Source organism: Micromonospora sp. CPCC 205558 (assembly GCF_036902955.1).
Classification (GTDB): Bacteria; Actinomycetota; Actinomycetes; order Mycobacteriales; family Micromonosporaceae; genus Micromonospora.
Genome location: NZ_JBAKHR010000040.1, coordinates 18157 through 36798, shown reverse-complemented (window position 1 = coordinate 36798; position 18642 = coordinate 18157). Strand labels below are relative to the sequence as shown.

Annotated in this window: 21 protein-coding genes; 3 read left to right on the top strand and 18 right to left on the bottom strand. The window is 70.8% G+C overall.

The features are described from left to right. Positions 1-78 precede the first annotated feature (78 nt). Both V6U86_RS30160 and V6U86_RS30155 read right to left on the bottom strand, forming a co-directional pair. On the bottom strand, positions 79-846 hold the full coding sequence (locus tag V6U86_RS30160) for an enoyl-CoA hydratase/isomerase family protein (protein WP_334509265.1): 768 nt from the start codon (positions 844-846) through the stop codon (positions 79-81). 46 nt (positions 847-892) lie between these two features. Then, the gene (locus tag V6U86_RS30155; RefSeq protein WP_007462679.1) at positions 893-1120 is read right to left on the bottom strand and encodes a helix-turn-helix domain-containing protein; all 228 of its coding nucleotides are present in this window, start codon (positions 1118-1120) and stop codon (positions 893-895) included. A gap of 216 nt (positions 1121-1336) precedes the next feature. Here V6U86_RS30155 and V6U86_RS30150 point away from each other — a divergent pair, with 216 nt between their 5' ends. Continuing rightward, complete coding sequence (locus tag V6U86_RS30150) at positions 1337-1936, top strand: cadmium resistance transporter (protein ID WP_334509263.1); 600 nt, start codon at positions 1337-1339, stop codon at positions 1934-1936. Positions 1937-1944: 8 nt separating this feature from the next. Here V6U86_RS30150 and V6U86_RS30145 read toward each other — a convergent pair whose 3' ends face one another. Next, positions 1945-3549, bottom strand: a complete 1605-nt coding sequence (locus V6U86_RS30145) for an ABC-F family ATP-binding cassette domain-containing protein (protein WP_334509261.1) — start codon at positions 3547-3549, stop codon at positions 1945-1947. Between the two features lie 263 nt (positions 3550-3812). On the opposite strand from V6U86_RS30145, the gene ypfJ reads away from it, so the two are divergent. Further along, positions 3813-4733, top strand: a complete 921-nt coding sequence (gene ypfJ, locus V6U86_RS30140; RefSeq protein ID WP_334509259.1) for a KPN_02809 family neutral zinc metallopeptidase — start codon at positions 3813-3815, stop codon at positions 4731-4733. A gap of 89 nt (positions 4734-4822) precedes the next feature. On the opposite strand, the gene V6U86_RS30135 is transcribed toward ypfJ, so the two are convergent. The 12 genes from V6U86_RS30135 to V6U86_RS30080 all read right to left on the bottom strand — a co-directional run bounded on the left by V6U86_RS30135 (position 4823) and on the right by V6U86_RS30080 (position 14412). Next, positions 4823-5182: a YybH family protein gene (locus V6U86_RS30135; RefSeq protein WP_334509258.1), complete on the bottom strand. Its 360-nt coding sequence runs from the start codon at positions 5180-5182 to the stop codon at positions 4823-4825. A gap of 77 nt (positions 5183-5259) precedes the next feature. Then, a complete protein-coding gene (locus V6U86_RS30130) occupies positions 5260-5559 on the bottom strand; it encodes a muconolactone Delta-isomerase family protein (protein WP_279518060.1) in 300 nt (99 codons plus the stop codon). Positions 5560-5654: 95 nt separating this feature from the next. Then, positions 5655-6302, bottom strand: coding sequence for an acVLRF1 family peptidyl-tRNA hydrolase (locus V6U86_RS30125; RefSeq protein WP_334509254.1), 648 nt, complete (start codon positions 6300-6302; stop codon positions 5655-5657). 244 nt (positions 6303-6546) lie between these two features. Beyond that, positions 6547-7179, bottom strand: coding sequence for a LysE family transporter (locus tag V6U86_RS30120; protein ID WP_334509252.1), 633 nt, complete (start codon positions 7177-7179; stop codon positions 6547-6549). Positions 7180-7567: 388 nt separating this feature from the next. Further along, positions 7568-8014, bottom strand: coding sequence for a metal-sulfur cluster assembly factor (locus V6U86_RS30115; protein WP_334509250.1), 447 nt, complete (start codon positions 8012-8014; stop codon positions 7568-7570). 67 nt (positions 8015-8081) lie between these two features. Continuing rightward, a complete protein-coding gene (gene sufU, locus V6U86_RS30110; RefSeq protein WP_334509321.1) occupies positions 8082-8555 on the bottom strand; it encodes a Fe-S cluster assembly sulfur transfer protein SufU in 474 nt (157 codons plus the stop codon). A gap of 2 nt (positions 8556-8557) precedes the next feature. Next, positions 8558-9862 (bottom strand): cysteine desulfurase, encoded by a 1305-nt coding sequence (locus V6U86_RS30105; protein ID WP_334509248.1) that lies wholly within the window; start codon positions 9860-9862, stop codon positions 8558-8560. A 20-nt stretch (positions 9863-9882) separates the two neighbouring features. Then, positions 9883-10656, bottom strand: coding sequence for a Fe-S cluster assembly ATPase SufC (gene sufC / locus V6U86_RS30100; protein WP_334509246.1), 774 nt, complete (start codon positions 10654-10656; stop codon positions 9883-9885). Further along, positions 10656-10982 carry a non-heme iron oxygenase ferredoxin subunit gene (locus V6U86_RS30095; protein WP_334509245.1) on the bottom strand — a complete coding sequence of 109 codons (327 nt, stop codon included), beginning with the start codon at positions 10980-10982 and terminating at the stop codon, positions 10656-10658. Before V6U86_RS30095 ends, sufC begins: the two co-directional genes overlap by 1 nt. Beyond that, a complete protein-coding gene (gene sufD, locus V6U86_RS30090; RefSeq protein ID WP_334509243.1) occupies positions 10982-12127 on the bottom strand; it encodes a Fe-S cluster assembly protein SufD in 1146 nt (381 codons plus the stop codon). Before sufD ends, V6U86_RS30095 begins: the two co-directional genes overlap by 1 nt. Before the next feature lie 57 nt (positions 12128-12184). Further along, entirely contained in the window at positions 12185-13615 is a 1431-nt protein-coding gene (gene sufB, locus V6U86_RS30085; protein ID WP_030337321.1) for a Fe-S cluster assembly protein SufB, read from the bottom strand. Continuing rightward, complete coding sequence (locus V6U86_RS30080; protein ID WP_442935032.1) at positions 13612-14412, bottom strand: helix-turn-helix transcriptional regulator; 801 nt, start codon at positions 14410-14412, stop codon at positions 13612-13614. The genes sufB and V6U86_RS30080 overlap by 4 nt, the downstream gene beginning before the upstream one ends. Positions 14413-14510: 98 nt before the next feature. On the opposite strand from V6U86_RS30080, the gene V6U86_RS30075 reads away from it, so the two are divergent. Further along, positions 14511-15476, top strand: a complete 966-nt coding sequence (locus V6U86_RS30075) for a COX15/CtaA family protein (RefSeq protein WP_334509240.1) — start codon at positions 14511-14513, stop codon at positions 15474-15476. A 410-nt stretch (positions 15477-15886) separates the two neighbouring features. Here the strand turns inward: V6U86_RS30075 and V6U86_RS30070 are convergent, their stop codons facing one another. From V6U86_RS30070 to V6U86_RS30060, 3 genes are all read right to left on the bottom strand, one after another. Continuing rightward, positions 15887-16807 carry an ATP-grasp domain-containing protein gene (locus tag V6U86_RS30070; protein ID WP_334509238.1) on the bottom strand — a complete coding sequence of 307 codons (921 nt, stop codon included), beginning with the start codon at positions 16805-16807 and terminating at the stop codon, positions 15887-15889. A gap of 13 nt (positions 16808-16820) precedes the next feature. Next, positions 16821-17156 (bottom strand): hypothetical protein, encoded by a 336-nt coding sequence (locus V6U86_RS30065; protein WP_334509236.1) that lies wholly within the window; start codon positions 17154-17156, stop codon positions 16821-16823. Positions 17157-17561: 405 nt separating this feature from the next. After that, complete coding sequence (locus V6U86_RS30060; protein ID WP_334509234.1) at positions 17562-18515, bottom strand: heme o synthase; 954 nt, start codon at positions 18513-18515, stop codon at positions 17562-17564. Positions 18516-18642: the final 127 nt, after the last annotated feature.

Sequence of the window (18642 nt, the reverse complement as noted above, 5' to 3'; positions counted from 1 at the left end):
GACCGCACCGTCAGGTCGATTCTCCCGACGAGTGTGACAACCTCAGTCGTAACCCGGATCTTCCCGCGCGGTCCTTACCTATTCTCCCCTGCCCGCGAGATCGCGCAGCCGACGGGTCTGTGCCTCCCGCTCGGCGCGCTGCTGGTCGGCATGCGACCGCCCGGCCGCGCCGGCGAGCAACGCCTTGATCTCCACCACCGCGTCGCGGGCCCCGGAGAGCAGGCCGGCGGTCAGATCCCGCACCGCGCCGTCCAGCTCGGCCGGCGGCGCGACCAGGGTGGCCAGGCCGATCCGGTCCGCCTCGGCGGCGTCCAACCGGCGGCCGGTCGCACAGATCTCCAACGCCCGCGAATAGCCGACCAACTCGACGAGGCGTTTCGTGCCGGCCAGGTCGGGCACCAGACCGAGGGTCACCTCGGCCATCGACAGCTTCGCGTCCGCGGACAGCACCCGCAGGTCACAGGCGAGCGCGAGCTGGAAGCCCGCGCCGATCGCGTGGCCCTGCACGGCCGCGACGGAGACCACATCCGGTCGGTGCAGCCAGGTGAAACCGGCCTGGAACTCCGCGATGCGCTCGGCGCACTCCTGCTCGGGCAGCGTGGCCAACTCGGCGAACGACCCCGGGCCGGAGGCGCCCGCCACCGCGAGATCGAGGCCGGCCGAGAACGCGCGACCCTCACCGCGGACCACCACCACCCGCACGTCGCCGGGCAGGTCGCGGGAAAAGTCGCTCATCGCTCGCCACATCGCGGGCGTCTGGGCATTGAGCACGTCGGGCCGGCACAACGTCACCGTGGCGACCGGCCCGTCGCAAGTCAGCCGAACCCCGGTCGCCTCGGCGGTCACCGGACGTCCCGGGGCGCGGCGCTGGTGGACGACGCTGAGGGGCGGGTCACGCCTTCTTGCGGCGCCGGGCACCACCGCGCTGACGCAGCTGCACCCCGGACTCGGTGAGCACTCGGTGGATGAACCCGTAGGAACGGCCGGTCGAGGCCGCCAACGCGCGGATGCTCTCCCCCGAGGTGTACCGCTTTACCAGGTCCTTGGCGAGCGTCTGACGCTCGGCTCCGACGATCCGGCGACCCTTCTCAGTGCTGGTGGCTGTGCCAGTGGCTGCCATGCTGTGTCCTCACGTCCCAGACTGTGCGGTTCGGATACGGTCCCACCTATTAGACCGCCTCGAACGATCATGCGCCAGATATCAACTCTTCGCCAACCGACACGCTATGCAATGTCAGCTTCCCGATAGAGTGATCCTGGCGATCCGGCCCATCGCGACGTCCGGGCGTACCACCGCCGGGCGCTGGCGGCTGCCGACGACCCGTAGCCTGCGGTCGTGATCGACCTGTTGAGCACCACGGGCGCGGCGGCCGTGGTCTTCGCCGCCACCGATATCGACGACATCGTCATCCTGACGCTGTTCTTCGTCGCGGCCCGCACCACCGGCCAACCCCGCACCTGGGAAATTGTCGCCGGCCAATACCTCGGCATCGGCGCGCTCGCGCTGGCCAGCGCCGTGATCGCGGGTGGTCTCCTGGTGGTGCCCGACCCGTGGACGGGGTTACTCGGTCTGCTGCCGATCGCGCTCGGCGTACGCGCGCTGCTGGGTTCGGGCGACGACGAAACGCCTGCGGTCGTCACCGGAGCGCTCGGCGTGGCCGGGGTGACGATCGCAAACGGCGCGGACAACGTCGCGGTCTACGTACCCGTCTTCCGGGCCCTCGGTGTGGCCGACAGCGCTGTGTTCCTGCTGGTCTTCGTGCTGCTGATCGCGCTGTGGTGCGTGGCCGGAGCCTGGCTGGGCGGGCATCGGAGGGTGATCCGGCTGGTCGAACGCGCCGGCGTCTGGCTGATACCGACGATCTTCATCGCCATCGGGCTGGTGATCCTGGTCAGCTCCGGCGTGCTCGGCCGACTGGTCGACCTGCTCGGTTGAGAGGCCGATCAGGCCAGCTCGACCAGTTCGAGCAGGTCGTCGCTCCAGGCGTCCTCGTCGCCGTCGGGCAGCAGGATGGCCCGGTCCGGCTTGAGCGCCAGCACCGCACCCGGGTCGTGGGTGACCAGGACGATCGCGCCGGGGTAGTTGGCGATGGCGTCGAGCACCTGCTCCCGGCTGACCGGGTCGAGGTTGTTCGTCGGCTCGTCGAGCAACAGCACGTTGGCGCCGGAACAGACCAGGGTGGACAGGGCCAGCCGGGTCTTCTCACCGCCGGAGAGCACCCCGGCCGGCTTGTTCACGTCGTCACCGGAGAAGAGGAACGCGCCGAGGATCTTGCGCAGGTCGGTGTCGGACTGCTCGACGGCGGCGGCCCGCATGTTCTCCAGCACCGTCCGCTCCACGTCCAGCGTCTCGTGCTCCTGGGCGTAGTAGCCCAGCCGCAGGCCGTGACCCGCGTGCACCTCGCCGGTGTCCGGGCTGAGCAGACCGCCGAGCATCCGCAGCAGGGTCGTCTTGCCGGCGCCGTTGAGCCCGAGGATGGCCACCCGGGAGCCGCGGTCGACCGCGACGTTGACGTCGGTGAAGATCTCCAGCGACCCGTACGACTTGGAGAGGCCGGTCGCGGTGAGCGGGGTCTTGCCGCACGGCGCGGGGTTGGGGAAACGCACCTTGGCCACCCGGTCGGCGACCCGCACCTCCTCCAGGCCGGAGATCAGCTTCTCGGCACGGCGGGCCATGTTCTGCGCGGCCACGGTCTTGGTGGCCTTGGCCCGCATCTTGTCGGCCTGCGCCATCAGCGCGCCGGCCTTCTTCTCCGCGTTGGCCCGCTCCCGGCGGCGGCGCCGCTCGTCGGTCTCGCGCGCCTCCAGGTACGCCTTCCAGCCCAGGTTGTAGACGTCGATGACCGACCGGGTCGCGTCGAGGAACCAGACCTTGTTGACCACCGACTCCAGCAGCGCGCCGTCGTGGGAGATCACGATCAGGCCGCCCTTGTGATTGGCGAGGAAGCCCCGCAACCAGGTGATCGAGTCGGCGTCGAGGTGGTTGGTGGGCTCGTCGAGCAGCAGGATGCCGCCGCCGTTCTCGCCCGCGTCGCGGAACAGGATCCGGGCCAGCTCGATGCGCCGACGTTGACCACCGGAGAGGGTGCCGATGGTCTGCGCGAGCGCCCGGTCCGGTAGGCCGAGGTTGGCGCAGATCCGCGCGGCCTCAGCCTCGGCCGCGTACCCACCCAGGGCGGCGAACTGGTCCTCCAGCGCGCCGTACCGACGGACAAGCTTCTCGTTGGCGTCCTCGGCGAGCCGGGCCTCGATCTCCTGCATCTGCGCCATCAGCACGTCCAGGCCGCGCGCGGAGAGCACCCGGTCGCGGCCGGTGACCTCCAGGTCGCCCGTGCGCGGGTCCTGCGGCAGGTAGCCGATGGCGCTGCGCTGGTCGATCTGGCCGCCGTACGGCTGCCCCTCTCCGGCGAGCACCTTCAGTGTGGTGGTCTTGCCGGCGCCGTTACGACCGACCAGGCCGATCCGATCACCGGGCTGCACGCGCAGGGTGGTGTCGGACAGCAGGATCCGGGAACCGGCACGCAGTTCCAGGCCGGTGGCAGTGATCATGTTTGCGGGCTCGCTCTCGGGGTTCGGAAGGCTGACTCGGGGCACGCGAAACGGCCGGCGGGCTCAAGGGGCCCGACGGCGCGGGGCGGTTCAGCCTTCGCAGCGCAGCACCCGACAAGTGTACCGGGCGCCGCCGGAGGGCCCGCCCGGATTACCAATCAAGATCATCGGGTACGGGAACGCCTGTCCGGACCCCATCCGGCACTCGATGGACGAAACGACACACAACAGACACTCACCGACATACGGCGATCGGGGTCACCATGGAACTCAACGAGCGGGCCGAAATCGACACCTCCCAGGTCAACGACGTGGGCCGTGGTGGCGGATCCGGCGGCGGCATCGGCATCCCCATCCCCGGTGGCGGCGGCCGAGGCGGCATCATCGGCATCGTGGTGGCCGTCCTCGTCGCCCTGCTCGGCGGCGGGTTCGGCCTCAACGCCATGACCAACGGCGACGAGAGCGGGCAGGGCGGCGGCACCGACCTGGAACAGTTGTGCTCCACCGCGAACCCCGAGCGTCTTGACGACGCGCGCTGCCGCAACGCGCTCTACGTCAACAGCATCCAGGCCTACTGGCAGAAGGCGTACCCCAACCTGGGCAGAAGCGACTACGAGCCCACCATCACCAACTTCTTCCAGCAGGCCGTGAACACCGGCTGCGGGCAGGCCGACTCCGGCGTCGGCCCGTTCTACTGCCCCGCCGACCGGAAGGTCTACATCGACCTGAGCTTCTACGACGAGCTGGCCTCCCGCTTCGGTGCGAAGGGTGAGTTCGCCCAGCCCTACGTGCTCGCCCACGAGTACGGCCACCACATCCAGAACCTGCTCGGCACCAACGCCAAGGCCGGCCAGGGCGACCAGAGCGGCCCCCGCTCCGCCTCCGTACGCCTGGAGTTGCAGGCCGACTGCTACGCCGGCGCCTGGGCCAAGCACGCCACCGAGAGCAAGGACAAGACCGGCCAGGAGCCGCTCTTCAAGTCCATCACCCAGGCCGACATCAGCGAGGCCGTGCAGGCCGCCGAGGCGATCGGCGACGACAGCATCCAGGAACGCTCCGGCGGCCGGGTCAACCCCGACCAGTTCACCCACGGCACGTCCGAGCAGCGCAAGCGCTGGTTCACCCAGGGCTACGACCTCGGCGACCCGAAGATCTGCGACACGTTCGGCACCGACCAGCTCTGACCAGTTCCGAGATCGTGGCAGGCCCTCTCCGGCGGGCCTGCCACGATCTGTTCGGGGCACCAGACGGTGTCGCCGACGGCGCTTCCCGGTCAGGTGAGCCGCGACACCTGGTAGTGGCCGATGAGCCAGTCGTCGCCTACCCGCCGCAGCAGCACACCGAGGTTGACGGTCAGGGCCGGCCGGTCGGTGAAGCCGAACTCCACCTCCAGGTAGCCGAGGACCACGTCGTCGGCGAGACGGCGAATCTCCCGGACGTCGTACGCGGCGGTCAGGCCGAGCGGCTGGCCGGCGTAGTACGCGGCGACGCCGGCACGACCGACCGAGTACGGCTGCAACCCCTGGAAGATTGCGTCTTCGGTGAAGCACGCCGCGACCCGATCGGGCTCGTGAGCGTCGACAGCCGACTTCCAGCGGTCGAGGACGGTACGCAGGATCTGGGCCTCGGACATGATGATCTCCCTGTTGGCGACGTGCCCCGTAACGTGCCTGTCGTGCTCGCCCACCCACGGGGCGAGCCCCGCCAGGCTCAGCGCGGCGGTTGACCCGGGTCGTTCGGGTGCGGCGTCAACGGCGTCACGGTCTCGCGCCGCCAGGCACGCAGCGGCATCGACGCGAGCACCGCCTCCAACTCGTCGGCGTCGTCGGCCCGGAACAGCCCCCACGTACGCCACTCCCCCGGCGCCAGCGGTGGCCGCCACAGCCGCAGGAGACTGCCTTGCGCCGTCAGCTCGGCCGAGCGCGCCGCCTCTCGCGCGCGCATCTCAGCGACCCCGTCCTCCGACGTTCCGGGCGGCACCGTCGTCACCATGTCAACCAGAAACTCCACGCGCCCATCCTCCGGCCGCCCGCCGGGCAGCGCGCCGGGAACCCCGTTTTGCGTGGCGGTCGTCTCCCCTCCGACCTGGTCGGCGGAGGCCGAGGTCAGTCGGGGTCGCGCAACCGGATCCGGACCGCGCGGGCCGCGCCCACCGCCGCGAGCAGCACCGCGTGCCGGGGCTCCGGCACGTCGAGCAACCGCTCCGCCCGCAACGGCACGAGCGGGGCCAACCGTCGGTCGGCGAGCACCCCGTCCACGGCCCGCCGGTCACCGCCGCAGACCAGCGCGGTGAGCGTCGCCGCCGCCGGCAACAGCAGCCGTACGGCCAGGTCCGCCGCGTCGCCCAGCGCGGCCTTCGCCTGATTGTCGCGCCGGCGGGCGAACCGGTGCTGTGACCATCCCCCCGCGGCGGTGCGCCCCTGCACGTACCGGGTGTCCACCTTGGAGCTGACGAGGTCGGCACCCTCGGCCACCCCGATCGCCACCGCACCCTTACGGGCCAGCAGCAGACCGATCCGACGCGGCGTGACGGCGGAGGCCACGAACCCGGCCACATCCGCGCCGCTCGGCGCGCCCGGTGGGGCGTACAGCTCGGCGGTCGCCCCGTCCGGGGCGGCGAGCAGCAGGCCGTACTCCTGTGTGCTGGTGGTGGGCGGGCCGTGCCGGTCGGCGAAGCCCTCGACCCAGCGGCCGACGCGGGCCGGATCGACCTCGACCCACCGGCCTCCGCCGGCTGCGGGTCGACTGGTCACCGCCCGACCGTACGGCACCGCGAGCCCGCCCGGCCCCCCGGGCGGGCTCCCCGACCCGACAGCCCGGCACGGCACGGCACGGCGCGGCACAGCCCGTCCCGTCCCGGCACGGCACGGCGCGGCACGGCGCGGCACGGCGCGGCACAGCCCGTCCCGGCACGGCGCGGCACAGCCCGTCCCGGCCCGGCCCGGCACGGGACGGCGCGGCACGGCGCGGCACGGCCCGGTCCGGCCGGGTAACCGTTCAGCTGGGCAGTAGCGCGGCCACCGCCAACGCGGCGATGAGCGCGCTGGAGACCAGGCCGGTGACCAGCCGGCCACGCGGCCCGGTCAGCGCCCGGCCGACCACCGTGCCGCCGCCGGCGATGACCAGTTGCCAGCTCGCCGACGCCAGGAACACCCCGGCCACGAAGAGCGCCATGGGCACCACGCCCGCGTCGGTCGTGTCCCGGCGGCCGAGCACCAGCGCGGTGAAATAGAGCACCGTCATCGGGTTCAGCAGGGTCAGGCCGAGCAGTGCCGCGTAGGCCCGCCCCGGAGTGCCCATGCCCCGACCGGCGCGTTCCGCCGGTGGCCGCCGCGAGCGGTGCGTGGACCACGTCCGCCAGAGGCCCTGCCCGGCGAGCCCCAGCAGAACCACGGCGGCGACCACCCGCAGCGGCCCGGAGACCGGCGCGATGACATCGGCCAGCCCGGCACCGCCGAGCACGGCGACGGCCGCGTAGAGCCCGTCGGCCGTCGCCACGGCGAGCGCCGCGGCCGCACCGACCCGGAACGAGGTACGGGCACTGAGCCCCAGGATGAGAATCGCGATCGCGCCGACCGGGATGGCGACGCCGTAACCGGCGACCAGGCCGGCGAGGAACGCCCCGGTCACGGACGTCGGCGGCGGGTCGAGGCTCGTCCGCGGAGCGGCCGCTGTCGACGCACGGCAGTGGCCGCACGGACAGGAACCTGCTTCGGGTACGCCTCAATCACAAGCGCATCCTGCGCGCCGAACCCGCGCCCCCGCCACCGAATTTCCCCGCGCCCCGCCCCGCCCCGCGCCCCGCCCCGCGCCGCGCCCCGCCTCGGCTGGGCTCGGCTCGGCTCGGCCCGGCCCGGCCCGGCTCGGCTCGGCTCGGCCCGGCAAGATCGTGCTCGAACCAGGATGTAGTGGCCTCGGCAACGCACCGAGGCCACTACATCAATGATCGAGCGCGATCTTGAGCTAATGATCGAGCGCGGCACCCGGATGGGTGCCGCGTTCGACGAAGTGGTTCGGGTCAGACGTTGAAGCCGAGGGAACGGAGCTGGTCCCGACCCTCGTCAGTGATCTTGTCCGGACCCCACGGCGGGAGCCACACCCAGTTGATCCGGATGTCGCTGACCAGGCCACCACCGGGGCCGGTGGTCAGCGCCTGCCGGGTCTGGTCCTCGATGACGTCGGTCAGCGGGCAGGCCGCCGACGTGAGCGTCATGTCCAGGGTGGCGACGTTCTCCTCGTCGACGTGTACGCCGTACACGAGGCCCAGGTCGACCACGTTGATGCCGAGCTCCGGGTCGACGACGTCCTTCATCGCCTCCTCGATATCGGCGATCATGGCCTTGCTGACGCCGCCCGCAGGGGCAGCGGCGTCAGCGCTTCCATCGGTCGTCGCCGCCTCGGCCTGCGGCACGACGGTGGTGTCACCGGCCTCCGGCGTCGCCTCAGTAGCGGTGTTCTCGCTCATGCCGTCCCTCCGCATCGCTTCGTGATGCCACCAGGCACCACGGTGTCATTCGCTCGCTGACGCACGGTCACGCCTTCACCTCCGGGCTCACGCCCACACCGGCGCGTGCCGCGGCGTCCTTGAACGCCATCCACGGCAGCAGCGCGCACTTGACCCGGGCCGGGTAACGGGCCACGCCCGCGAAGGCAACCCCGTCACCGAGCACGTCCTCGTCGGGCGTGACCTGGCCACGTCCGGACATCAACTCGACGAACGCCTCGTGCACCTCGAATGCTTCCCCGGTGCCCCGACCGCGCAGCAACTCGTGCAGCACGCTCGCCGAGGCCTGGCTGATCGAGCAGCCCATCCCGTCGTACGAGATGTCATGCAGCACCGTGCCGTCGGTGGCCACCCGGACGGTGACCTCGTCACCGCAGGTGGGGTTGACGTGGTGCGCCTCCGCGACCCGGTCGTCCGCGTCGTCGGCGTCGCGCAGGCCACGCCCGTGCGGGTGCTTGTAGTGGTCCAGGATGATCTCCTGGTAGAGCTGGTCGAGCTGCACCATCAGTCGAACACCTTCCGCACCTGCTCCAGACCGGCCACCAGAGCGTCGATCTCCTCCGTGGTGGTGTAGAGGTAGAACGAGGCCCGGGTCATGGCCGGGACGCCGAACCGGCTGCACACCGGCTTGGCACAGTGGTGGCCCACCCGCACCTGCACACCGAGCGAGTCGAGCACCTGACCCACGTCGTGCGGGTGCACGTCACCCAGCGCGAACGAGATGGTGCCGCCGCGGCCCACCGGCACGGTCGGGCCGAAGATCCGCAGGTCCGGCACCGAACCGAGAGCGTCCAGCGCGTACGCCGTCAGCTCCTTCTCGTGCCACTGGATGGCCCGCATCCCGACGCCGGTGAGGTAGTCGACCGCCGCACCGAGCGCGACCGCCTCGGCGATCGGCGGGGTGCCCGCCTCGAAGCGGGCCGGCGGCGCGGCGAACGTCGAGCCGGCCATGGTGACCGTCTCGATCATCGAGCCGCCGCCCATCACCGGCGGCATGGCCGCCAGCAGCTCACCGCGACCCCAGAGCACACCGATGCCGGTCGGGCCGCACATCTTGTGGCCGGTGAAGACGATGTAGTCGGCGTCCAGGTCGACCACGTCGATGGGCAGGTGCGGCACGGACTGCGAGCAGTCCAGCAGCAGCAACGCGCCCACCTCGCGGACCCGGGCGGTGATCCGGGAGGTCGCGTTGACGGTGCCGAGGATGTTGGACGTGTGCACCAGCGAGACGATCTTCGTCCGTTCGGTGACCAGATCCTCCAGGCCCGACTCGTCCAGCCGGCCCTGGTCGGTGACCGGGAACCAGCGCAGGGTCGCGCCGGTGCGCTCGCAGAGCAGCTGCCACGGGACGATGTTCGAGTGGTGCTCCATCTCGGAGATCACCACCTCGTCGCCGGGGCCGAGCCGGAACCGGGGGTCGCCGTCCGGACGCAGCGAGGCGTTCGAGAAGGCGTACGCCACGATGTTGATCGCCTCGGTGGAGTTCTTCGTGAACACCACCTCGTCGACGCTCGGCGCGTGAATGAACGCGGCGATCTTCGCCCGCGCCCCCTCGTACGCCTCGGTGGCCTCGGTGCCCAGGGTGTGCACCGAGCGCGACACGTTGGCGTTGTGCCGCGCGTAATGCTCGTCGAGCACGTCGAGCACCTGGCGGGGTTTGTGCGAGGTGTTGGCGCTGTCGAGGTAGACCAGCGGGTGTCCGTTGATCTCCCGACCGAGGATCGGGAAGTCGGCGCGCACCCGGGCCACGTCGAAACGCGGCACGTCGTCGTACTGCGGCATCCCCTCAGGGATCGCGATGCTGGTCATCTCGGCAGCGCCTCTCCCGCTCAGGCCTTGGCCGTGCCGGCCCCGGCGGCGTACCGCTCGTAGCCCTCGGCTTCGAGCTTCTCGGCCAGCTCCGGGCCGCCCTGCTCGACGATCCGGCCGGCCACGAAGACGTGCACGAAGTCCGGCTTGATGTAGCGCAGGATCCGGGTGTAGTGGGTGATCAGCAGCACGCCGGTGTCGCCGGTGTCGCGGACGCGGTTGACGCCCTCGCTGACCACGCGCAGCGCGTCCACGTCGAGACCGGAGTCGGTCTCGTCGAGGATCGCGATCTTCGGCTTGAGCAGCTCCAGTTGGACGATCTCGTGCCGCTTCTTCTCACCGCCGGAGAAGCCCTCGTTGACGTTGCGCTGGGCGAACGCCGGGTCCATCTGGAGGCGCTCCATCGCGCCGCGCAGCTCGCCGCCCCAGGTGCGCAGCTTCGGCGCCTCGCCGTCGATGGCGGTCTTCGCGGTACGCAGGAAGTTCGCCACCGAGACGCCGGGGACCTCGACCGGGTACTGCATGGCCAGGAAGAGGCCGGCGCGCGCCCGCTCGTCGACGGTCATGGCCAGCACGTCCTCGCCGTCGAGCGTGACGGTGCCGCCGGTGATCTCGTACTTGGGGTGACCGGCGATCGAGTACGCCAGGGTGGACTTGCCGGAGCCGTTCGGGCCCATGATCGCGTGAGTTTGACCCGACTTCACGGTCAGGTCGACACCGGCCAGGATCGGCTTGAGCTCACCCTCGGGCAGCTTGACCGACACCTTCAGGTCGCGGATCTCCAGGGTGCTCATTATCGGGTCACTCCATTACTCGGCGTCAGGCTGAGGTAGATGTCGCCGTCGCGAACTTCGACGGGGTAGACGGGGACGGGTTCGGTGGCGGGCAGGCCGGTCGGCTCGCCGGTACGCAGGTCGAAGCGCGAGCCGTGCAGCCAACACTCCAACGTGCAGCCGTCGACCTCACCCTCGGAGAGCGCGACAGCGGCGTGCGAGCACTCGTCGTAGGCGGCGTAGAACTCGCCGTCCTCGCCGTGCACCAGCGCGATCGGCGTGCCGTCGACGTCCGCGCTGATCGCGGTGCCCTTCGGCACGTCCTCGGCGGAGCAGATTCGGATCATCAAGCGCCCGCCTTGGTCAGCCGGGCCTCGATCGCGTCGCCGAGGCTCTCGCGCAGCGGCTCCACCGGGATCTTGTTGATCAGCTCGGCGAAGAAGCCCCGAACCACCAGCCGGCGGGCTTCGCTCTCCGGAATTCCCCGGGCCATCAGGTAGAACAGCTGCTCGTCGTCGAAGCGGCCGGTCGCGCTGGCGTGGCCGGCGCCGGCGATCTCGCCGGTCTCGATCTCCAGGTTGGGTACGGAGTCCGCCCGCGCGCCGTCGGTGAGCAGCAGGTTCCGGTTGATCTCGTACGTGTCGGTGCCGGTCGCCTCGGCCTGGATGAGCACGTCACCCACCCAGACCGTGTGTGAGCTCTCGCCCTGCAGGGCGCCCCGGTAGCCGACGTAGCTGCGGCAGTCCGGCACGTTGTGGTCGACCAACTGCCGGTGCTCCAGGTGCTGGCCGGCGTCGGCGAAGTAAACCCCGTACAGCTCTGCCTCACCACCGCGGCCGGTGTATTCCACGCTGGTGAACTGCCGGACCAGGTCGCCGCCGAGGGTGACCTGGATGTGGATGACCTTGGCGTCCCGACCCAGCTTGATCTTCAGGTGCTGGGCCTGGACCGCGTCGTCGGCCCAGTCGGCGACCGTGACCAGCGTCAGCTTCGCGCCGTCGGCCACGGCGACCTCGACGTTGTCGGCCAGGGTGGCCGACCCGACGTGCTCCAGCACCACTGTCGCCTCGGCGAACCGACCCACCTCGACGAAGGTGTGACCGAACGCCGGCTGCTCGACACCCTCGCCGATCACCCGCAGACGCACCGCCTCGCCGAGCACCACGTCGGGGGCGACCCGCAGCAGCAGGGCGTCGGCGGCGGCGCCGTAGGCCAACGCGCTGACCCGGTCGACCGGGATCAGCACACTGCCGACCCGCTCGTCGTCCCGGCCGACCCGGGTGATGGCGACGCCCTCGGGCAGGTCGCCGTACTCGTGTCGGACCGTGCCGGTCGCGGCCGGCGCCTCGGCAGTCAGACCGCGGAGGCGCTTGAGCGGGGTGAAGCGCCACTCCTCCTCCAGGCCGGTGAGGGCCGGGAAGTCGGCGACATCGTACGAGCGCAGCGCCTGCGACTTGGTGCTGGGCGGCGGCGCGGAAGCCTGGGTAGTCATTTCTTCCTTGGTCTGTTCTACGACGACGGTGTCAGGTGCTCGGTCCGGCGGGCGGCGTCAGCCGACCGCGCCCTCCATCTGAAGCTCGATCAGACGGTTGAGCTCCAGGGCGTACTCCATCGGGAGCTCCTTGGCGATCGGCTCGATGAAGCCGCGCACGATCATGGCCATCGCCTCGTCCTCGCTCAGGCCCCGGCTCATCAGGTAGAAGAGCTGGTCGTCGCTGATCTTGGAGACGGTCGCCTCGTGCCCCATCGACACGTCGTCCTCGCGGATGTCGACGTACGGGTAGGTGTCCGAGCGGGAGATGGTGTCGACCAGCAGCGCGTCGCACTTGACCGTGCTCCGGCTGTGGTGCGAACCCTCCAGCACCTGCACCAGACCGCGGTACGAGGTGCGGCCGCCGCCACGGGCGATCGACTTCGACACGATGGTGCTGCTCGTGTGGGGGGCCGCGTGCACCATCTTGGCGCCGGCGTCCTGGTGCTGGCCCTCGCCGGCCATCGCCACCGAGAGCACCTCACCCTTGGCGTGCTCGCCGGTCATGTAGACCGCCGGGTACTTCATGGTCACCTTGGAGCCGATGTTGCCGTCGACCCACTCCATGGTCGCGCCCTCGTGGCAGACGGCGCGCTTGGTGACCAGGTTGTAGACGTTGTTCGACCAGTTCTGGATGGTCGTGTAGCGGCAGCGCGCGTTCTTCTTGACGATGATCTCCACGACCGCGCTGTGCAGCGAGTCGGAGGAGTACAGCGGCGCGGTGCAGCCCTCGACGTAGTGCACGTACGCACCCTCGTCGACGATGATCAGCGTCCGCTCGAACTGGCCCATGTTCTCCGTGTTGATCCGGAAGTAGGCCTGCAGCGGGATCTCGACGTGCACGCCCTTCGGCACATAGATGAACGAGCCACCGGACCACACGGAAGTGTTCAGGGCGGCGAACTTGTTGTCGCCGACCGGGATCACCGTGCCGAAGTACTCCTTGAAGACGTCCTCGTGCTCGCGCAGCGCCGTGTCGGTGTCCAGGAAGAGGACGCCCTGCTCCTCAAGGTCCTCACGGATCTTGTGGTAGACGACCTCGGACTCGTACTGCGCCGCGACACCGGCGACCAGCCGCTGCTTCTCCGCCTCCGGGATGCCCAGCCGGTCGTAGGTGTTCTTGATGTCCTCGGGCAGGTCCTCCCAGCTGGTGGCCTGCTTCTCGGTGGACCGCACGAAGTACTTGATGTTGTCGAAGTCGATCCCGGTGAGGTCCGCGCCCCAGGCCGGCATCGGCTTACGGCCGAACAGCCGCAGGCCCTTCAGCCGCAGGTCGAGCATCCACTCCGGCTCGTTCTTCTTGGCCGAGATGTCCCGCACCACCGCCTCGTTGATGCCGCGCTGGGCGACCGCCCCGGCGGCGTCCGGGTCGGACCAGCCGTACTCGTACCGACCCAGGGCGGCGAGCTGCTCTTCCTGGGTCAGGGGCTGGACGATCTGCTCGGTCATCTATCTGTCCTCACAGTGGTGACGGGATTACCGGATTGAGCGCGGCCCGGCTGGGTCGGGATGTGCGTGGTGCACACCCCGTCGCCGTGCGCAATGGTGGCCAGACGCTGCACGTGGGTGCCGACCAGACGGGAGATAACCGCGGTCTCGGCCTCGCACAGCTGGGGAAACTCGGCGGCCACGTGCGCCACCGGGCAGTGGTGCTGACAGAGCTGGCCGCCTGAGGCGATCGTGGTCGCGTTGGCAGCGTAACCCTCGGCGGTGAGCGCTGCGGCGAGTGCCTCGGCTCGGGCGAGAGGGTCGTCGCCGGCGTCCTCCATGGCCGTCCGACAACGGGACTCGAGCGCCGACACCTGCTCGGCGGCGAACGCCTCGACGGCGTCCGAGCCGCCGCTGCGGGCGATCCAGCGCAGCGCGGCGGTGGCCATGTTGTCGTAGTGGTGTGTGCCACAGCGGACCCGAGCGGCCTCGGTCAGCAGGAACACCTTGGCCGGGCGCCCCCGACCGCGGCTGCCCCGCACGGTCTGCTCGCGGGCGTACACGTCACCGTCGGCGAGCATGGCGTCCAGGTGCCGGCGGATCGCCGCCGGGCTGAGCCCGAGCGTCGCGCCAAGCTGCGCGGCGGTGGTGGCGCCCTGTTCCAGCAGCAACTGGGTGACCCGATCCCGGGTGGAGATCTCGGCCACCGCCGACCCGGCAAGGCCGGCCGGCGTGCTCACGGCGGGAGCGGACACGGGCTCACCGAGGGCCGGTACGGCCGTCGGTTGGTGCCCGGAGAGCGCCGCCGCGTTTTTCACAACGCCAACGTTACGTAATTACCCGGAGGGCCGCAAACCCGGGCCCCGGTGATCCGAACCACCGAGCCGGCGGAGTCGGACGAACCGCGACCACTACGGTGCGTAGGATTTGCGCCGTGAACCGAATCGTCCGTCCGGTCTCCGGCATCCTGCTGCGCCGTCTCGCGCTCGCCTCGATCATCGCGAACGTGGGCATCGTCGTCACCGGCGGGGCCGTCCGGCTGACCGCCTCGGGCCTCGGCTGCCCCACCTGGCCCCGGTGCACCGACGCGTCGTACGTCACGACGTCGGAAATGGGCGGGCACGGGGTGATCGAGTTCGGCAACCGGATGCTGACCTTCGCGGTAGGCCTGATCGCGCTGGCCACGGTGCTGGCCGTCCTGGCACACCGGCCGCGCCGGCCCGGGCTGCTGGCGCTCGCCGTCGCCGTCTTCCTCGGCATTCCCGCCCAGGCGGTGATCGGCGGCTTCACCGTGCTCACCAACCTCAACCCGTGGGTGGTCGGGCTGCACTTCCTCGCCTCGATGGCGGTGATCGCCGCCGCGTACGCCCTCTGGCGGCGCATCGTCGACCCCGACGGCCCGGCCGTGGCCGTGGTGCCCGCACCGCTGCGCACGCTGGCCCGGATCACCACCGGCGTCAGCGTCGCGGTGCTGGTCGTCGGCACCTGGGTCACCGGCAGCGGCCCGCACGCCGGCGACCACGGCGCTGCCCGCAACGGTCTGGACCCGGAGTCGATCTCCCAGGTGCATGCCGACGGGGTCTTCCTGCTGATCGGCCTCTCGGTGGCGCTCATCTTCGCGTTCCGCGCCGTCGGCGCCCAGCGGGCCACCCGCGCCGCGATCATCCTGGTCGCCGTGGAGTTGGGTCAGGGCCTGATCGGCTTCGTGCAGTACTTCACCCACGTGCCGGCGCTCCTGGTCGGCGCGCACATGCTCGGCTCCTGCCTGGTGCTGCTGGCCAGCCTGGCGGTGCAGTGGTCCACCCGGGAACGCCGCCCGGTGGGGCCGGCGCCCCGGTCCGCCCCGACCGACGCCGCCACCCCGGTACCGGTCACCGCCTAGCAAGCCCCCGCCCGGACACCCGCCGCCCGCCTCGGGCACCTCACGCCCCCACGCCCACCTCGGGCACCTCGGGCACCTCACGCTCCGACGCCCCACGCTCCCACCCCACCCCACCCCACCTCACGCCCCACGCCCCACGCCGGGCCGCCCGCGCCCGGCGCCAAGATCGTGCTCGAACCAGGAAGTAGTGGCCTGGTGACGCGCCAACACCACTACAACCAGGAAATTGCGCGATCTTGGCGAGGCCTGCGGCGCTGACGTGGCAGCGTGCGCGCCGCACGGACCTGGCGGGTGGGCGCCGCACCATCTTGGCGAGGCCCGCGGAGCGCTGACGTGGCAGCGTGCGCGCCGCACGGACCTGGCGGGTGGGCGCCGCGCGATCTTGGTGAGGGCTTGTGGCCCGGCGGGGGTCAGGCTTTGCGGGTCAGGTGGCTGGCGATCGCATCGGCGAGGCGGTCGGGGGCGCCGTCCGCGTACCCGATGAAGAGCGACGGCTCGGTCAGCTCCAGCTCGACCAGGACCGGCTCGCCGTCCGGGCCGGGGATCAGGTCGACCCGGGCGTAGAGCAACTGTCGGGTGCCACCGGGCACCGCCGCGAGGGTCCGCTCGGCCACCGCCAGCTGTTCGGGTCGGGCGGTGCGGGCGGTGATCTCTTCGGCCTTGTAGAGCCCGTCCGGGCCGAGGTCCGGCCCGGTCAGCATCGGGCCCTTGCGGATCGCGTGGCTGAACGCGAGCCCCTCCGGGCCCGCCAGAAAGAGCAGCGCCGTCTCGCCCTCGGTGTCGACCGCACGCAGGTACGGCTGGACCATGGTCACCCGGCCGGCCGCGGAGAGCCGGCGAACATGCGCGGCGGCCAGGTCCCGGTGTTCCGGGTCGGCCAGGTCGTACCGGCCGGTGTCCTGGCTGCCGGCGCTGACCGAGGGCTTGAGCACGTACTCACCCGTCTCGGCGGGCAGTTGCCAGCTCTCCCCCGGCTCGATCCATGACGTCGGCACGGTCGGCACCCCGCCGGCGCTCAGCTCGGCCAGGTAGCGCTTGTCGGTGTTCCACCGCACCACATCGGCCGGGTTGACCAGCGTGGGCACGGACGCGGCCCATGCGACGAACTCGTCCCGACGCAGGGCGTAGTCCCACGGCGAGCGGAGCACGACGAGGTCGTACGAGGACCAGTCGGCGCCCGGGTCGTCCCAGACGACCGCCTCGGCGGCGATCCCCCGGGCGGTGAGCGGGTCGAGGACGAGACGGTCGTCCGGGTCGAGGTCGGCCAGGTCGGCGCAGGTGACGAGAGCGACCCGGGGTTCCCCCCGGGTCGACTGGTGATCGGTGGTCAATTCAACTGTCTATTCAGCGGGCCATCGTGCGGCGAGCCATCGACCGCCAGAGGTCGTTGCTCGGACGCATCTGGTCCATCAGTTCACGCTCCCAGGCGTTCTCGACGGTGACTCCCGCCTTGGCGCACGCCTCCCGGGCGGTGACGGTGTCGTCGGCGAACTGGTCGCCCCACTCACCGTCGGAACCCACCAGGACGATCCGCGCGCCACGCTTGCCGACGTACTCGATGACCGCCTTCGCGCCGCCGTGTCCGGCGGCGAAAGCCTTGAGGCCCGCGACCAGGCCGTGGTGCGCCTGCTCTGCGGGGGTCTGCTCGGCCGTCAGCGTCGTATCGGAACCATCTGCCATGACGCGAAGCCTAGGCAGAGTTGCACCCCGTCGCGCGAGAACCATGAACCTTTTGTGATGCCAATTACCTACAGGTTTAAGGATGACCACAGGTTCGCTGTCCGGTTATATCCGGACTTTTACGCTCAAAGCACACCGGCAAACCAGCCCCGAACCGATCCGAGTTGAGCCGATCCGACTCATGCTGAAAGTTACTCTGATGTGACGTTAAACCCGGACAGTTCATCCATGTCCATGATTAGTCAGTAGATCATCGACACCATTCGCCACCGGGCCGTCCCGGCGGGGCCGGGCAGAGCCGGGCGGTCCCGGCGGGGCCGGGCAGAGCCGGGCGGTCCCGGCGGGGCCGGGCAGAGCCGGGCGAGACCAGGCAGAGCCGGGCGGGACCGGGCAGAGCCGGACGGGTCAGATCAGCGCGTCGAGCGCGACGGCCACGAAGACGATCGTCAGGTACGTCGTCGACCAGTGGAACAGCCGCATCGGCTTGACCGCCTCGCCGCGGGTCGCCCGCCGGCAGAGCCGGTGCGCCTCGACCACGAAGATGGCACCCACCACCAGGGTCGGCACTCCGTAGATCGCGCTGAGCCCCAGTGGCCAGACGGCCAGGGAGGTGAGCACGGTGAGCCACGCGAAGATCAGGATCTCGGCGTTCACCCGGCGGATCGAGGCCACCACCGGCAGCATCGGAATGCCGGCCCGGGCGTAGTCGTCCTTGTACTTCATGGCGAGCGGGTAGAAGTGCGGCATCTGCCAGAAGAAGACCACCGCGAAGAGCCCCCACGCGGCCGGTGCCAACGAGCCCGTCACCGCCGCCCACCCGATCAGCACCGGGGCCGCCCCGCAGGCGCCGCCCCAGAAGGTGTTCGTCGGGGTGGAGCGCTTGAGCCACAGGGTGTAGACGAGGTCGTAGTAGGCGATCGCGGCGAGGGTCAGCCCGGCGGCCAGCAGATTGGTGAACGCCGCCATCAGAGCGACCGACACCGCCGCCAGCACCAGACCGAAGATCAACGCGCTGCGCGGCGACACGGTGTGCGCCGGCAGCGGCCGACGCTTGGTCCGCCGCATCAGCTGGTCGATGTCGCGATCGATGTAGCAGTTGAGCACGCTGGCCGCGCCGGCGGCGAGCGAGCCACCGATCAGCACGATGGCCATCAACCACAGCGACGGCAGCCCACCCTCGGCGAGCATCATCGCCGGGATGGTGGTGACCAGCAGCAACTCGACGATCCGCGGCTTGGTGAGCGCCACGTACGCCGAGATGACCCCGCGTACGTCCCGCCGGGCCACCGGGCCCTCGGCCGCCCGCGCCGGGTGTTGCCCGGCCGGGTTGCTCGCGGGGCGCTCGGTGATCATGCTCACGGATTGCCACCTTCCGGCATCGGGCACGGGGAGATCGGATCGGTCGGGACCACATGGTCCGCATACCGACCCACACACTACGCGTCGTCGTTTTGGCTGCCCGGCCGACCCGACAACGGTGCGGGCC

Coding starts and splice junctions, on each gene's coding strand:
- V6U86_RS30155 (WP_007462679.1), bottom strand. CDS start 1,120: ATGGCAGCCACTGGCACAGCCACCAGCACTGAGAAGGGTCGCCGGATC.
- V6U86_RS30145 (WP_334509261.1), bottom strand. CDS start 3,549: ATGATCACTGCCACCGGCCTGGAACTGCGTGCCGGTTCCCGGATCCTG.
- ypfJ (WP_334509259.1), top strand. CDS start 3,813: ATGGAACTCAACGAGCGGGCCGAAATCGACACCTCCCAGGTCAACGAC.
- V6U86_RS30135 (WP_334509258.1), bottom strand. CDS start 5,182: ATGTCCGAGGCCCAGATCCTGCGTACCGTCCTCGACCGCTGGAAGTCG.
- V6U86_RS30115 (WP_334509250.1), bottom strand. CDS start 8,014: ATGAGCGAGAACACCGCTACTGAGGCGACGCCGGAGGCCGGTGACACC.
- V6U86_RS30105 (WP_334509248.1), bottom strand. CDS start 9,862: ATGACCAGCATCGCGATCCCTGAGGGGATGCCGCAGTACGACGACGTG.
- sufC (WP_334509246.1), bottom strand. CDS start 10,656: ATGAGCACCCTGGAGATCCGCGACCTGAAGGTGTCGGTCAAGCTGCCC.
- V6U86_RS30095 (WP_334509245.1), bottom strand. CDS start 10,982: ATGATCCGAATCTGCTCCGCCGAGGACGTGCCGAAGGGCACCGCGATC.
- sufD (WP_334509243.1), bottom strand. CDS start 12,127: ATGACTACCCAGGCTTCCGCGCCGCCGCCCAGCACCAAGTCGCAGGCG.
- sufB (WP_030337321.1), bottom strand. CDS start 13,615: ATGACCGAGCAGATCGTCCAGCCCCTGACCCAGGAAGAGCAGCTCGCC.
- V6U86_RS30065 (WP_334509236.1), bottom strand. CDS start 17,156: ATGGCAGATGGTTCCGATACGACGCTGACGGCCGAGCAGACCCCCGCA.